At 71.6% G+C, this 15478-nt stretch carries 12 protein-coding genes and 1 tRNA gene; 6 read left to right on the forward strand and 7 right to left on the reverse strand.

The features are described 5' to 3' along the window. Nucleotides 1-27: 27 nt before the first annotated feature. A complete protein-coding gene (locus OV090_RS31875; RefSeq protein WP_267708435.1) occupies nucleotides 28-1527 on the forward strand; it encodes a tetratricopeptide repeat protein in 1500 nt (499 codons plus the stop codon). Between the two features lie 79 nt (nucleotides 1528-1606). Here the strand turns inward: OV090_RS31875 and OV090_RS31880 are convergent, their stop codons facing one another. From OV090_RS31880 to OV090_RS31910, 7 genes are all read right to left on the reverse strand, one after another. Next, nucleotides 1607-1771, reverse strand: a complete 165-nt coding sequence (locus OV090_RS31880; protein ID WP_267708436.1) for a hypothetical protein — start codon at nucleotides 1769-1771, stop codon at nucleotides 1607-1609. Between the two features lie 503 nt (nucleotides 1772-2274). Next, nucleotides 2275-3054: an FHA domain-containing protein gene (locus OV090_RS31885; protein ID WP_267708437.1), complete on the reverse strand. Its 780-nt coding sequence runs from the start codon at nucleotides 3052-3054 to the stop codon at nucleotides 2275-2277. A gap of 123 nt (nucleotides 3055-3177) precedes the next feature. Next, nucleotides 3178-6762 (reverse strand): hypothetical protein, encoded by a 3585-nt coding sequence (locus tag OV090_RS31890; RefSeq protein ID WP_267708438.1) that lies wholly within the window; start codon nucleotides 6760-6762, stop codon nucleotides 3178-3180. A 4-nt stretch (nucleotides 6763-6766) separates the two neighbouring features. Further along, on the reverse strand, nucleotides 6767-8743 hold the full coding sequence (locus tag OV090_RS31895; RefSeq protein WP_267708439.1) for a hypothetical protein: 1977 nt from the start codon (nucleotides 8741-8743) through the stop codon (nucleotides 6767-6769). A gap of 30 nt (nucleotides 8744-8773) precedes the next feature. After that, nucleotides 8774-9535, reverse strand: coding sequence for a DNA repair protein RecO (gene recO / locus OV090_RS31900; protein ID WP_267708440.1), 762 nt, complete (start codon nucleotides 9533-9535; stop codon nucleotides 8774-8776). Between the two features lie 29 nt (nucleotides 9536-9564). Further along, on the reverse strand, nucleotides 9565-10923 hold the full coding sequence (mgtE, locus tag OV090_RS31905) for a magnesium transporter (protein ID WP_267708441.1): 1359 nt from the start codon (nucleotides 10921-10923) through the stop codon (nucleotides 9565-9567). A gap of 187 nt (nucleotides 10924-11110) precedes the next feature. Further along, the gene (locus OV090_RS31910; RefSeq protein ID WP_267708442.1) at nucleotides 11111-11791 is read right to left on the reverse strand and encodes a helix-turn-helix transcriptional regulator; all 681 of its coding nucleotides are present in this window, start codon (nucleotides 11789-11791) and stop codon (nucleotides 11111-11113) included. A gap of 414 nt (nucleotides 11792-12205) precedes the next feature. Here OV090_RS31910 and OV090_RS31915 point away from each other — a divergent pair, with 414 nt between their 5' ends. The 5 genes from OV090_RS31915 to OV090_RS31935 all read left to right on the forward strand — a co-directional run bounded on the left by OV090_RS31915 (nucleotide 12206) and on the right by OV090_RS31935 (nucleotide 15477). Next, nucleotides 12206-13078 carry a hypothetical protein gene (locus OV090_RS31915; protein WP_267708443.1) on the forward strand — a complete coding sequence of 291 codons (873 nt, stop codon included), beginning with the start codon at nucleotides 12206-12208 and terminating at the stop codon, nucleotides 13076-13078. 47 nt (nucleotides 13079-13125) lie between these two features. After that, entirely contained in the window at nucleotides 13126-14115 is a 990-nt protein-coding gene (locus tag OV090_RS31920; RefSeq protein WP_267708444.1) for a hypothetical protein, read from the forward strand. Between the two features lie 30 nt (nucleotides 14116-14145). Next, complete coding sequence (locus OV090_RS31925; protein ID WP_267708445.1) at nucleotides 14146-14709, forward strand: YkgJ family cysteine cluster protein; 564 nt, start codon at nucleotides 14146-14148, stop codon at nucleotides 14707-14709. 142 nt (nucleotides 14710-14851) lie between these two features. Further along, nucleotides 14852-14925: transfer RNA gene (locus tag OV090_RS31930), tRNA-Met, on the forward strand. Between the two features lie 165 nt (nucleotides 14926-15090). Further along, nucleotides 15091-15477, forward strand: a complete 387-nt coding sequence (locus OV090_RS31935; RefSeq protein ID WP_267708446.1) for a 2Fe-2S iron-sulfur cluster binding domain-containing protein — start codon at nucleotides 15091-15093, stop codon at nucleotides 15475-15477. The last annotated feature ends 1 nt before the right edge of the window (nucleotide 15478 follow it).

Below are 15478 nucleotides of genomic sequence, written 5' to 3' on the forward strand. Positions count from 1 at the left end.
CGCACGCCGTGCTATACGAAGCGGACCATGTCGATCGGCGACGGGGAAGACCTCGACGACTCCGGCTTCGGCGAGACCAGCCGTTACGCGGCCCACCTCGATCGCGGCTGGTCGCTGCTCGATCGCGCCGACTTCGAGTCGGCGCGGCAGTCGGCGCTGCAGGCCCAGCGGATCCGCCCCGACGCGCCGGACGCCGCGGTGCTGCTCGGCGCGATCGCACTCGCGGAGGGTGACCCGGTCGAGAGCCTGCGCTGGTACGACCAGGCGATCGAGCTCGATCCCGACTACTTCGAGCCGTACGCCGCGGCCGCGCAGATCGCCCTGTTCGACCTCGGCGACGCCGCGCGCGCCCTGCAGTTCTGCGACGACGGCCTCGGCGTCGAGTCGGTCAGCGCCATCGACGCCCTCGACCTCGAGCTGCTCGGGGCCGAGTGCCTGGTCTCGCTCGGCCGCGACGAGGAGGCCCGCGCCCGCCTCGACGCCCTGCGCGAGCACCCGCTGTTCTCCGCGATCCTGCGCGCCTCGTTCGAGGCCGCCGACGCCGAACAGGGCGAAGAGGACATGTCCTTGAGTTCATCCTCGTCGGACCTCGAGCTCGACGGCTCGGTCAAGCGACGCCGCCGCCGCCCGATCGCCCGCGAAGAGGTCGAGGAGCACGACGACGAGGACGAGGACGCCGGAGACGCGGCCGAGGCGGCCGAAGCGGCGGAGGCCGCCGAAGCCGCCGAAGCCGCGGAAGCCGCAGTAGCCGAGCTCGACGAGGACGAGGACGGCGAGCCGCTCGACGAAGAGGAGCGCAGCGCCCAGGTCCAGCGCGTGTTGCAGTTCATCCTGCGCATGTGCCGGCTGTGGCTCGACCTCGGCGCCCCCGAGTCAGCGCTGCCCGCCCTGCGCGCCGCGGCCGAGCGCTTCCCCAACAACGGCGACGCATGGCACCTCCTGAGCGAGGCCGAGTACGCCCGCGGCGACGCCCGCGCCGCCTGCCACGCCGCCTTGCGGGTGTATCGGCTCGATCAGCAGCACGCGCCGCCGAAGTGGTTGCCGAGCCCCGCGCAGCTGCACCGTAAGGTGGTGCAGATCCTGAGCGCCTGCCCCGACGAGACCCTGCGCGAGCTGGGCCAACGCCGCGCCGCGCTGGTGCTGCTGGTCCACGAGGTGCCCTCGCTCGAGCTGGTGCTGGAGGGCGTCGATCCGCGGATCAGCGCGCTGAGCCTGGCGACCCGCGGCGGCTCCGACGACGAGCCGCCCGAGCTCACGGGCCTGGCGATCTACCGCCGCAACCTGGTCCGCCTGGCCCGCTCGGCCGAGCAGTTCGACCACGAGCTCCGCTTCGCCGTGCTCGAGGAGCTGGCCAACTTCTTCCAGCTCAGCGACGCCCGCCGCGAACGCCTCGGCCTGCCGCCGCTCGCCGCCGACCTCGACTACGTCGACGACGAACCGGCGCCCCCGCCCCCGCCCGCTCTCGAAGAAGACGAGCCCGCGGCGCCCCGCCGGCGCCGCCGCAAGAAGAAGCGCATGCACTCCTGAGGTGCGCGTAGCGACGAGGCCTCGTCGCGCGGCGCGGGACTTGCTGCGCAAGAGGACGCTCCGACCTTGCGGCCTCGCGTCATGGCGAAGCGGCGTCGCCTGACCGCTGCACCGCAGCTCGTCGCCTCGGCGGCGGCGTCGGCTTGGTCGCCTCGCCGGCCAGGTCGCTCGTCGAGGTCGCAGCATCGTCGTTCTCGACGAGCCTCGTCGCCTCGCCGGCCAGGTCGCCAGCGATCCGCTGCATCGCTCGTCGAGGTCGCAGCATCGTCGTTCTCGACTCTCGTCGTCGCCTCGCCGGCCGACTGCGCTCATCGGTCTCACGGCTTCTCGTCGACACCGCCCTCGTCACCTCTTCGACATCTGCGTCGGCCGCGTCGGCTCGACGTCACCGCCTCGACGTCGCCCTCGTCCCTCATCCGCGTCGACCTTTGCCTCGATCGGCCGACTGCGCTCATCGGCCTCACGACTTCTCGTCGACATCGCCGTCGACCGCCTCGACATCGCCCTCGTCCCTCATCCGCGTCGATCTTCGCCTCGCCGACCGACTGCGCTCGTCAGAGTCACGGGCTCCTCGACCGCACTCGCCGCTCGCTCGTCGACATCCGACATCACGACCGGCGCAATGACGAGGTCATCGACGACCTCGAGCAGACCTCGCTCGTCCCACTGCGACGATGGCGAACTGCCCGCGGTCTCCTGTCCTCGAGGACAGTTCAGCCCAGCCGCTCACCGCGCGAGCGTCGGGGCTCAGGGCCCGCCGAACGCGTCGGAGAACTCGGCGATGGTCGACATCAGGCCGCGGGGCACGTCGACGCCGTCGCGGGCCATCTCTCGCAGCGTGCGCTCGTAGTCTTCGAGGCCGGTGCCGGGGATCCGCGTGATCCGGTCGAGCGCGCCGCGGAGCTGCTCGATGATCTCGTCGGGCATCAACCAGCCGTGCACTGCGTGCAGGCGGAACACGCGGTCGAGCCACACGCCCGAGGATGACTTTTGGGCCAGGGCGATCAGGCACACCACGCACGACTTCGCCGTGGGGTGATCGACCGGCACGCTCGAGCCCATGAGCTGATTGGTCAGCGCGAGCGCGTAACGCTCGGCCTCCTTGATCTTGCCCATGTTGAGGCTCTTCTGGACCAGCTGGCTGATCAGCGAGGGGAACTGGGTCTCCTCGTGGGGGCCGATGGTCTTGCGCAGGCTGTCCATCGGATCGTCGACGGGCGCCTGGCTGGCGTCGCTGATGATGGCGATGACCTCGCGACCGATCTTGAGGTTGTCACCGTGCACGAGCTGCGTCTTGACGCGGCCCGGCAGACGCTGCCCGTTGAGGAACGTGCCGTTGCTGCTGTCGAGATCCTCGACTTGCAGCTCGCTGGCGGACACGTGAAGGCGCGCGTGGTAGCGCGAGGTCAGGTCGTCGTCGAGCGTGAAGAAGCAGTCGCTCATGCGCCCGACCAGGTGGGACCCAGTGGGGAGGGACAAGGTGCGCCCCCCGAACTTGATCTTGAACTGCGGCACCGCGGCGCCCATGGTAACGCAAGTGCCGGGGCGCCCCCAAGCCTCACCGCGCTGCTCCAGGCCCCCAGGCCCCGTCGCCCGGGTGGCGGCACTCCCGCCCTGCCCTGCTCGCGGGACCCGCCGAGGCCGGCGTTCCTAGCGGACCAGGAACCGCACGTCGGGCTCCACCTGGCCACCCGCGAGGGTCACACGGACGACCTGGCCGCGGGTCGTCCCACCCGCGCTGTCGACCACGAACACGGTCGACAGCTCGGGCGCGTTTACGATCCGCGTCGGCCCGGTCAGCGTTACGCTGGCCGTGACCACGTTTGCGTCGTAGGGCGCATAACCCGCCTTGGTCCCGAACGCCTCGCGGGCCCGGCCGGGGATCCGCGAACGCTTGAACGCGGTGAACTCGGCCGGCCACAGCGCGTCGTCGGTGCCCGGGATCGGCGCAGCGAGGTCGAGCAGGCTCGTCAGGTCGAGCACGATGCTCATCATCGGGTTGCTGTAGCGGATCGCCGGGACCGGGCGCTGGCCGTCGTCGGGCGGGCCGTACTTGAAGAAGTGGTAGATCGCGTTGGGCGTGTTGCCGTCCAGCGCCGCCGGTCGCTCGACGTCGATGAAGCAGGGGTTCGGCGCCCCCCCGTCCGGTCGCTCGTCGCCCGCCGGGCAGCTGGGGATCGGCCACAGCGCGTTCTGCCGCATGTCGGCCTCGTCCTCGCCGATGCGGATCCGGCTCGTGAGCAAGTTGGAGACCTCGGGATCTTCGTAGCACTCGCTCGAGTCCGGATCGGCCTTCACCTTCTGCGGCAGGAAGTCGTACGGGCCGCGGACGATGAAGCTGTTGCGCGCGAGCACCTGGTAGCGGATGAGCTCTCGGAAGCACTCCGGACCCGGGAGCGGCGTCAGGGCGCAGTCCTCGTCGGGCCCGCACGGACGCTTGCACGCGCCGTCGATGCACAGCGGGTAGTCGGGCGCCTGCGCGGCGCAGTCGGCGTGTAGGTTGCAGCCGTTGTCGGGCTGCTCCGGCGCGCACGCCAGCCGGCTCTCGCACTCGATGAAGCCGGGGTCGCCGATGAAGCCGTAGTCCGAGGCGCAGCACGGGAGCGCGCCCTCCTGGCCGCAGTTCGGCTCGTCGTTGGAGCGGGCGCAGGTCGGCTCGCCGTCGATGATGCGACCGGAGACGAAGTCGCCGCGGCACAGCGCCTCGCGCTCCTCGTCGGTGACCGGCGTCGACGCGCTCGTCTTCTCCTGCCGCATCATCACGTACGAGTCGACCGGTCGGTCGAGCACCTGCAGCCACAGCTCCTGCTGGAACGCGCGGGTGATCGCCCACTCGCGCCGCGCCGCCCCGCAGTCGTCGCGCAGGAACGGCCGGCACATCTGCAGCAGATCCTCGCGCGAGGCCCCGTAGGCCACCTCCGACACGCACAAACCCGGCGAGCCCGCGGGCGCCTGCGGGTCGAGCAAGCAGTACTGCCCGGCGCCGCAGTCGGGGTCCTGGTTGCAGCCGAGGATGAACAGCTTGTCGCCGCCGAGCACGCCGCGCTCGCAGAACTGCGCGGTCTTGTCGACCAGGCGAGTGTCACCCGCAGTGGTGCTGAGGCAGGTGCCGCCGGCCCAGCCCGGCTCCTCGCACAGGAGCTGGCCGCTCGCGCTGGTGGTGCCCGGGATCTCGCCCTCCCAGAAGAGGTTCCAGGTCCCGCTCACCCACGCCGAGTAGTCGCGCACCACGGCGCGGACGACGTCGTTCTCGTAGAGGCCGGACGCCACCACGTCGTCCTCCTCTTCGGTCTTGGCCAGCCGGTCCTGCTCGCGCTCCGACACCGGCGGCGACAGAGCCGGCCCGATCTGCTCGCAGTAGCCCGTCGACTCGCCCTCGCTCAGGAGGCAGCGGACGTCGTCGCAGTCGTTGTCGTTGTTGCAGGCGACGCGCGTCTCGTAGGCGCGATCGATCCGCCGCAGGCTCGGCGACAGCGTGCGCGTCACCGTGGGATCGGCGATCCCGTTGGGCAGCAGGCGCTCGGGGACCTTGTCCTCCATCCGCGGCAGCGCCTCGATCGTGGTGGTCGCCAGCGTCGGGTCGACGTTCGGCCACAGCGAGTGCGGCGGGATCTGGGCGTCCATGATCCCGAGGTAGTCGTACGCGGTGCTGATCCGGCGATCGTCCTGGAACTGGTCGAACACGCCGAAGACCAGGCGACCGAAGCTGGTCGAGGCCACGCCGACCACGCCGGGCCCGGTGAACGGCGACGAGATGGCGCGGCCCTCGGCCGACGCCTCGGCCGTGTCGGCCGTCGCCGACGGGCAGCGATCGTAGCTACCGCCGGCGGCCGAAACCTCCGCCGAGCTGTACCACTTCTGGAACGTCCAGTCGGTGATGAGCGAGCCGTTCGGCCCGCGGATGCCCGGCCCGCGCGCGAACGGTCGCCGATCCGGCGGGTTCTCGCCCGGGAACTCCGCCGGGTGGCAAGCCGCGGCCGTCACCACGGTGGGATCGACCTGCGTGTCGCACTCGCTGCCGAGCTCCGTGCGGTTGGGGCTGAACTCGCGCCGCACCACGCGGGTCGAGCCGTCGCCTGCGATCACGTAGAGGAACTGGTAGGGCTCCGGATCGGGATCGGGCCCGCTCGCCATCAACATCGGCGGCGTCGGGCGGATCGCCGAGATGCCCTGCGCCGCCGTCAACTCGAACTCGAGCGGATCGTCGGTCCACGTCTTGCCGTCGTAGCGGAGCTCGTAGATGTTGTCGGACCCGAGCCCGCCGACGTACAGCGACACGTCCTGGACCTCGAGGTCGGCGAAGTCGACGCAGGCGGTCGGATCGGCCGGCGGGGTCACGAGGGCCATCGCCAGCGGGTACATGCCGTCCGGGTCGCCGGGCGGCGCGCTGGCCAGCGCCGCGGCGTAGTCGGGATCCTCGAACTGCTCGGCGCAGTCGATCGGGCACACCGGATCGGCGCCGGTGTCGACCACGGTGATCGCGTCGTTGTTCGGGTCGCGCACGAACTGACGGCTCTGGAGGATCCGCTGCGTCCGCAGGTCGACCTCCGCGATCAGCTGGCACGACGGGAACGTGACGTACACGCTGCCCGGGTTGGCCGGGTCGCAGCCCTGGCGCGGGTCGCCGGTGTTGCTCAGGTCCGGCGGCACCGCCAGCACCTGGCCCGGTCGGGCGCCGAGCGGCGTGCCGTCGGCGCGGCGCGGCACCACCGTCGACACGTAGGCCGCTGGATCTTCCTCGGGCGGCTCCTCGAACGCGTACGACGCCAGGCCGCTGACGTCGAGCACGCTGAGGTCGCAGCTCCCGAGGTTGCCCGACACCGCGAAGCAGCCCGCCTGCAGGCCGGTCGTGACCGTCATGCTCGACGGCACCTCGCCCGCGCTGATGAGCTGGGGCCCCGGCGCGCCGATGTTCATGTCGATGACCGAGCCGGCGCAGCGGCTGAACATCGCGATGTCGTTGCGCTCCGAGTTGGCGACGAAGCCGACCAGCCGCAGGTCGCCGCACACCGACTCGGACACCGCGTCGGAGCACAGCTCGAGCGACTGCGGCGTCAGGTCGCCGTTCGCCTCCTGGCGGACGCACGCGAGCGCGACGTCCAGCGGGCGGTCGAGCACGCGGTTGGGGATGACCTGGTTCTGGCGGTTGCCGCAGCTCGTCCCGCCGGCGGCGAGCACGACGAGCGTGGCGATGGCCGGGAGGTGTAGACGCGTGGTGGCGAAGCGGCGGGTCATCGGGCTAGCGCTTGTAGGGCGTTTGCAGGCCGACGCGGGCGATCTCGGCGAAGCGCGTCGGGCGGTCGCGGGCGATGTCGATGACGCTGACGGTCGCGTCGAGGGTGTTGCCGACGTAGAGCAGCTGGCGCGCCCGGTCGACCACGATCGGGTGCGGGCCGGCGCCAGTGGCCACGTTGGCGACCACGCGGAAGCCGGACAGGTCGATGATGAACACCTCGCCGGGCGTCGGGCACGACACCGCCGCGTACTCGTTGGCGCCGTCCTCGAACAGCGCCATGCGGCTCGGCCCGCTGCACAGCTCGACCAGGCCGGCCGACTCGTCGCGCGTCTCGCCGCGCTCGTCGACGCTGGTGTCGACGAACAGCAGCGCGCCCGGGCTGCTCTGCACCGCGAACAGGCGCCGGCCGTCGCGCGAGAAGGCGATGTCGCCCATCTGCCCCGAACCTTGCGGCACGGTGAAGCCGACCGCCGACGTGAACCCGGCCGAGAAGACCTGCGGCGTGCACAGCAGCGCCCCCGGCTCGCCCGCCTGCACCGGCTCCGGCGCGTCGATCCGCTCGCCCTCCTGGTCGATCGGGAAGCCCTCGTCGTCGAGCCGCGGATCGCCGATGCACACCTGATCCTCCGTCGGCAGCGCCTCGTCCGGGGTCAAGCGGGCGAAGAACAGGCCGGTGCGGAAGCTGCTGTAGATCAGCGGGCGCCCGCAGTCGACCGGCTCGCCGTCGGCGTCGGTCGGCACCTTCGTCACGTTCGGCACCTGCGAGCTGCCGGGCACACATGGCCTTTCGGCCATCCCCCACCCGCCGCCGCCGAGCGACTCGCCGATCAAGAACACCGACCGCGCGTCGACGATCATCGGCTTCGTCCCCGGCGGCACCGGCTCGGGCTCGGGCGCGCTGCCGGTCGTCGTGCTCGTCGCGTCCGTCGTGCTCGTCGCGTCCGTCGTGCTCGTCGCGTCCGTCGTGCTCGTCGCGTCCGTCGTGCTCGTCGCGTCCGTCGTGCTGCTCGTCGCGTCCGACGTGCTGCTCGTCGCGTCCGACGTGCTCGACGTCGTGTCGGGCTCGCCGGTCGTGTCGTCCGGGTTGGCCGGCAGCTGCCCGCCGACGGGGTACGCCAGATCGATCAGCACCACCTCGGGCGTGGTCGCGAACGTCACGAGCGCCCAGTTGCGCAGCTTCGACACCAGGATGTTCGACGGCTCGGGCCCGATGCGGCGGTTGTCGCCGTCGTCGAACGGGTAGCGCAGCGCGTGCGCGTCCTGGCCCGAGCGGGCGCAGCGGCCCTCGTCGAACAGGTCGGTGGTGCCCTGCCCGCACTCGAACTTCAGGTCGGTCGGCGCCAGCGGTCGCTGCGGGTCGAACGGCTTCATGCCGCCGGACAGCTCGACCCACGTCACGCTCGGGTCGGCCTTCACCGTCGCCAGCAGCAGCGCTTCCTTGGCGTTGCGGCTCCACCCGGCGAGCGCCGTGATGAAGCTGCCCATGCGCACCGACAGCGGCCTGTCGGCCACGCCGTCGCCGTCGTCGTCGCCGATGCGGGCGACGACCTGCGTGTCCTCGCACTCGATCACCTGCGGGCGGAAGGCCGCGTGGCGACAGGGCGTCTCGGCGTCGATCGGCGCGCCGATGTCCTGGACGGTCTCACGGATCCCGCAAGGATCGGCCTTGGCGGCGGCGCTGCAGGTGCCGTCGTCGACCTTGTGCAGGCACAGCTGCGGGCAGTTCATCCACGCGTGGAAGAAGCGGTCGAGATCGACGGCGACCAGCGAGCCGGCGTTGTAGGCCAGGTTGCTGTTGGCGTTGGCGACGAACAGCCAGCGCGCCGCGTCGTCTTCGGGGACCCGCGGGTCGAGCGTGAGCGCCGCCGGGAAGTAGATCCCGGCGTCCTCGGCCGAGATACCTTGATTGCGCCGCTCACAAGCGCTCAGCGCGGCGAGCACCGCCAGCGCACACGCGAACGCAGACTTGGGGCGCGACATCGGCGGGACCCTAACACAGCCGCGCGGCACCTACACCCCCTCCGCGCCGGCGTCACGCGGCAGCGCCGCGAAGAACGCCTGCGCGTGCAGCGGACGCCGCAAGTGTGAGCGGACGATCGACTGGATCGCGTCGCGCACCGCCCGGCGCACCCCGGCCGGGGCCGAAGCCAGCGCCGCAGGATCGCCGCCGGCCTCGAGGTGCTGGATCGCCGCGAGCGCGGCCGCCGGCAGCCGCGGCGCCCCGCGCTCGTGCTCCAGGCACAGCACCCCGCCGCGCGGCCCGTCGAAGGCCGCGCTGTCCTCGCTCCCGACCTCCGAACCGCACACGCAGCAGCTCGTCAGGGCCGGCGACAACCCGAGGCAACGCAGCAGCGCCAGCTCGTACTGGCGCAGCTGCAGCGCCTGCGGCGCCCCGCCGATGACCTGCTCGAGCGCGAGGCACAGGGCCGCGAACAGCTCCGGGTCCGGGTGCCGCGCGAGCACCAATTCGTCAGTCAGCTCGCACAGATAGGCCACGTAGGCGAAGCGCGTCAGGTCGGCGCCGACCGGCGCATGCGCGGCGGTCGCGTCGAAGCTCTCGAGCCGCAGCAGCGCCCCGCGCCCGCGGGCGATCGCCGCCACCCCGCGCATCCCCGGGGACAGCCCGCCGGCGAACCGCTTCTTCGAGTTGCGGGCCCGCGCCGCCGCCGTCTCGAGCTTTCCTTGCTCCGGCGTCAGCACGATCGCGATCAGGTCCGCCTCGCCGAGCGGGCGCGTGCGGAGGATGACGGCGGGCGTGGACTGCGACTGCATGCGCGGGAGACCGGTGACTACTACTCCGCCTAGCCGGAGATTCCGAGCAGCACCGTCGCCAGCCAGAAGTAGAAGAGGAGCCCCAGGATGTCGACGGACGTGGTCACGAACGGCCCCGTCGCCACCGCCGGATCGATGTTCAGCCGGTTCATGAGCAGGGGCACGCTGGTGCCCACCGCCGCGGCGATCATCATGCTGCCCATCATGCCCAGGGTGATGACCGCGCCGAGGTGGACGGGGTCGCTGCTGGTCGTGCCGAGGAACGGCGCCGCGACCGCGATCCCGATGCCGTAGAGCGCGCCGAGCGACGCGCCGAGCCCCACCTCGCGGAGCACCAGCCGGCCGAGGCGATTGGTCTCCACATAGCCGACGGCCAGGCCGCGAACGACGATCGTCGAGCTCTGCGTGCCGACGTTACCGCCCATCCCCGCGACCACCGGCATGAACAGCGCCAGGGCCGGCACCGCCTGCAGCGCCCCCTCGAACCCTTGCAGCGACGCCGCCACCAGCAGACCGCCCGCCGCCGCCGCCAGCAGCCAGGGCATGCGCGCGCGGAAGCTGGCGCCGAAGGTGCGGGTCTCGACGAGCATCTGTCCGGCGCCCGCCATCTTCAGGATGTCCTCCGTCGCCTCTTCGCGGACGACGTCGAGGATGTCGTCGATGGTGATCACCCCGAGCAGCCGCCGCTGGTCGTCGACCACCGGGATGCCGACCAGGTCGTAGCGACTCGCCAGCTCGGCGACCTTCTCCTGATCTGTCTCGGCCGTCACCGACACCAGCTCGGTCGTCATCACCGCGTGGATCGGCATGTCCGGCTTGCTGCGCACCAGCTGCCGCAGCCCGATCACCCCGACCAGCCGATCGTGCTCGTCGACGACATAGAGGTAGTGGACGTGCTGCGGCAAGTCGTCGGCCGTCTGCACCATCCGGGTCGCCTCCGCGATCGTCACGTCGTGGTGGATCGAGAAGACGTCGGGCGACATGATGCCGCCCGCGGTGCGCTCGCCGTACGCCAGCAGTTCCTCGAGCGCGTGCGCGTCCTCGACGTCGTAGTGCGCCAGGATCTCGCGCAGCTTGGCCTCGTCGACGCGCCCCAGGATGTCGGCCGCGTCATCCTCCTGAAGGTCGCCGAGCAGCCCCGCCGCCTCTTCCGGCGCCCGCCGACCGATCAGGTCCGCCGCCACCTCGTAGCGCATCGCCGCCAGCACATGCGGCCGCCGCTCCGCCGGCAGCGCCTGGAACACCAGGTCCTGCTCGTGCGGCTCGAAGTTGTCGAGGTAGCCCGCGACGTGCACTGCATCGAGCCGCGCGAGCGCCCGTGCGACCCGCCGCGGATCGCCCGCGTGGACCAGCCGCGCCAGATCGTTTTGGTTCAGCGCCGGCGTCATGCGGGGGCCACTATACGCGCCCGACCGCGAGCAGGCGCCAATCCGTGCCCAAACAGCGCTTCGCGGCCCTTCGCATCGATTCTACCGCCATGCGCCGGAATTCGCGTGACCCCTCGAACCGCGATCGTCTCTCCTTTAATAAGGAGGGAGGCCGACGACGCCGAAGGAGAGACGCTTGCTCCGAGCTTCAGGAGTGCGGCGGGGTCACCTGTCCGCCGGACAGCGCGAAGGCCGTCACCGCGATCACGGCGATCACCAGGCACACCGCGATCCACATCAGAGTGCGGCTCTGCGGGATCCGGTTGAGCGCGCGCAACATGTCGAGCGACTGGGCGCCGACGCGATAGACCGCCTCCAACGCCGCGTTGGGGAGAGGCTCCGCAGCCGCCGCCGGGGCAGCCGCCAACGCCGCCGGACGGTTGACGGACTCGGTGGCCGGCTTCGACTTCGCACCCTCGGCGCGAGCCGGCTTGCGCGGCCCGCCGACGGCCTGGACCGCCCGATAGCTGGCTTGCGCCGCCGCATGGGGACGACGCGTCGGCCGCTGCGCGCCCGCCTTCTGGGCGTGCAGGTGGTCGTGGAGCAACCCCGCGACGGTGTCCGGGTCGAGGCTCAGCGAGCGCGCGCAGCAGCGGAAGAAACCGCGGACGAACACTGGACCGGGCAACGCGCTGAACTGATCTTCCTCGAGGGCCTCGAGGCTGGGGCGAGGGATCTTGGTCTCGAGCGCAAGTTGCTCGACGCTTATCCCGCGGCGCTGTCGCGCTTCCCGGATGTAACGGCCCGGCGACGGCGGTCCCTCATGCACCTCGGCGCCCTCGGTGGGTTGGGTGCTGACGATCCGGAGGCGGCCCGTGGGAACTCGCATGCGCGCACATTCTGAGATCAAGCCGCGTTCGGCGGCAACCCCCCGGGCAAGCATTTTCACACCGAGGCCTACCTCTGCGCGAGAATTCGGCGCAATCGTCGCCAACAGCCCCAACAGGCGAATTCGTGCCTGTACGTGGCCGCGCCGGGCAATTCTCGCGGCCTCGCAGGGTGTTTTTCCTGCTCCACCCAGGCGATCTCGCACTTGGCGTGCGTCACCCCGGCAGCGACCGAGCCGACGCTGCGAGAGCCCCCGCGGCGACCTCTGCAAAGCCCGCACGATCGCCCGTGCGCCCGCGATCGGCCTCTGCGCCGATTCAACTCCGCGCTCGGCGATGTGCTCGTGGTCCCGCTGTGACGCGGACCCATCGCCAGCGCACTGGTCCCTCCTCGCCCCCCTCGCTATGATCAGAACGTGGATAACGTAGCCCTGTTTGCGCTTGTGCACGGCAATCCGGACGGTCGTGGCGTCACTGCGAATTGGCTGACCGGAGTGCTGTCGCGCTGCTGCGAAGGCCACGGCTTTTTGGCCGACGACGGGGCCCAGGTCGACCCTGCGCTCGTCCGGGCGTGGAGCGTCGGCGGCGTGCAGGGCAGCGAGACCCTCGTGCAGTCGCGTCCCGTCGTCCGCGAGCTGCGCGCCGACTTCATCGCGGATTTCTTGCGTGCGCCGAGCCAGACCACCCTCGCCGCCCACGCCGTCGCGCCTGCGGGACATGGCGCGGAGGACATCCCCGTGCCGCGCCTCGGCCTGGCCCGGTTCCAGCGCTGGCTCGGCGTGCGGGCCGAGGGCGCCCTGACCGCGGACGACCGTGACGACGCCGTCCGCGATCGCCTCAAGGCCAGCCTGCCCGACTTCCTGCAGCGGGCCCTCAGCCACTCCGGCGACCGCGAGCTGGTGGTCTTCGGCTTCCTCGCCGCCCTCCACGCGAACGGCGACCTCAACAAGCCCTACGTCGCCCCGCCGCAGATCCGCCGCGCCCTGGCCGGCCTCGACGAGCTGCTCGGCCACCCTGCCCGGCTCAACCTGTTCGTCTGCGACGGCCGGACTCTCGGCGTCATCCACCGCGGCGGCCGCCTGCTCGTGGCCGACGCCCCCGCCCCGTCCGGCTCGCGGCGGGCCATGGCCCACGGCCCCGAATCGCGGATCCAGGCCTCCCTGCTGATCCACGACGACGGCCCGGCGGATCTGCCGCCCGCGCCGGAGGGCGCCGAGCTGCGCCGCCTGCCCGAGGGGATCTTCACGCTCCACGCGCGCCAGCCCGGCCAGGTCGAGCGCGACGAATAGCCGCTTTGGAGACGGCGCCGGACGCCCCCGGTATAAGGAGCGTCCGCATGGCGGTTCATATCCTCCATCACGGCTGGTGCTTCGACGGAGCCGCCTCGGCCGCCCTTTTCGCCGCCTTCGACCGCCAGCGGCACGGGTCCCGGCCGTGCCGCCTGATCCCCAAGGACCACCGCCCCGGCGACCCCTACGACCCCGAGGACTTCGAGGCCGACGAGGTGGCCAGCGTCGACTTCCGCTACAGCCAGCACCCGGGACTGGCCTGGTACTTCGACCACCACGCCAGCGCCTTCCAGCTCCCCGGCGACCGCGAACACTTCCTCGCCGACAGCAGCGGCCAGAAGTTCCACGACCCGACCGCCAGCAGCTGCGCCGGCTACCTCGCCCGGATCCTCCGCGACCGCTTCGCCTGCGACCTCTCGGCCCACGGGGAGCTGATCCGCTGGGCCGAGATCATCGACAGCGCCGCCTTCCCCGACCCGCGCATGCCGGTCGAGCTCAGCGAACCGGCGCTGCTCCTCATGACCTTCGTCGAGAACAACCACGACCGTGAGCTCGGCGAGCGCTTCATCCACGACCTCCTCGGCCGCTCGCTCGCCGAGCTGGCCGCCGCCGAGTACGTCCAGCGGCTCCTGCGGCCGCGGCTCGAGCAGAACCGCCACGACATCCGCCTGATCGGCGAGACCGCGGTGGTCGACGGCGACGTCCTTCATTACAGCCTGCTCGACCAGCCGGTCCGCGCTTACAACAAGTTCATCCCCTACTATCACCACCCCAAGATCCGCTACGTCGTCGCGCTCACCCGCGGGCCCGACCGCCGGATCAAGCTGACCGCCGGCTACAACCCCTGGCTCCCGCGTGACGCTCGCGAGCACAGCATGGCCGCGCTGCTCGAGCCGCACGGCGGCGGCGGTCACCCGTACGTCGCCGGTTGCACCTTCGGCGCCGACGACGAGGACCGCGCCGTCGCCGTCCAGCGCGCCCTCACCGCCGTCCTCCGCGGCGGCCGGGCTGCGCCTCGCATGCATTCCGAAGCCTGAGCCTTCGGCCTCTGGTATCCCGTCGCCTGCGTGAGCGACCCAGACCGACCTGCCCTCGCGGCCATCCTCGTCCAGCTCCGCGGCCGCGTCGACGCCCACTTCGCCGCGGCCCAGGCGCGCACCCCCGAGGCCTTCGCCTGTCGGGCGGGCTGCGACAGCTGCTGCCACCATCGCTTCGGCGTGTATGCCGCCGAGGCCGAGCCGATCCGCCGCGCCCTGGCCGACCTGTCCGTCCGGACACCTGTCCTTCGCAACAGGGTCCGAGAGCAAGCCGACGATCCTGCTCACCAGCACCACTGCGCCCTCCTCGTCGACGGCGCCTGCGCCGTCTACGCCGAGCGGCCGATGATCTGCCGCTCGCACGGCCTGCCGGTCGCCGTCGCCGACCCCGCCCCGCGCGTCGATCACTGCCCGCTGAATTTCACCGCCGGGCCCCCGCCCCGCGAGAGCGTGCTCCGCCTCGACGCAGTCAACCAGCCGCTGGCCGTCCTGGCCACTCTGTGGGACCGCGCGGGCGGCGAGGGAGATCGCTCCCCCCTCCGCGTCGACCTGGCCGACCTCGCCCGCGAGCCCGATTCGCCCGAAGACCCCTGATCTGGCGGCCGCAGCCGGGCTCTACCTTCCGGCCGCGCCGCGCGCCGCTCCCTCTTCGCCCCGCCATCCGTCGACAATCGTTCGCGACCCTGCAGAAAGTCGTTGACCTGCGCCCCGGCTGGCAGTACAAGCAAACCCTCGCTGCGGGGTGGAGCAGCCAGGTAGCTCGCCGGGCTCATAACCCGGAGGTCATGGGTTCAAATCCCGTCCCCGCTACTCACGAAGGGCCCGTTCGCAAGAACGGGCCCTTCTTTTTTTGCGCCTTGGCGACGACGCGCCCCGACCCGAGCACGGCCCTCGCCCGACGCACCTCTCTCGCGGGCTCGCAACCGTGAAATTCGCAGCGCTCGCGCGGCGGGATTCGGCCACACTCGATCGGGCGTGGCGATCGAGTTCCTCACCGCGGCGCGGCGGATCGTCCTCGACGTGGCGGACATCGTCGCCGACGATGACGAGCTCCCGCCGACGCTGCTCGACGCCGTTCGGGCGGCCCGATTGCCGATAGGTCAGAGCTGCCGGGGCGAGGGTGTCTGTCGCAGCTGCGCCGTCGACGTCGAGGTCGGGCTCGCGGCGCTCCCGCAGCCGACCGCCCTCGAGGCGCGATTCGGCTTCACGGGCCCGCGCCGGCTCGCGTGTCAGGTCGCGCTCCCTGCGGCGCACGAGCACGTCCGGCTCCATCATCCCGCCTGGGGCCGTCCGGCCGCCTCGTCCGGGGGTTCAACTTCTGCGCCGTCTGGTGGAGCCGCGGATGATAGGCTAGAGCCCTGAA

It is taken from the genome of Nannocystis sp. RBIL2 (genome assembly GCF_026626745.1).
In the GTDB taxonomy this organism is placed as follows: domain Bacteria; phylum Myxococcota_A; class Polyangia; order Nannocystales; family Nannocystaceae; genus Nannocystis.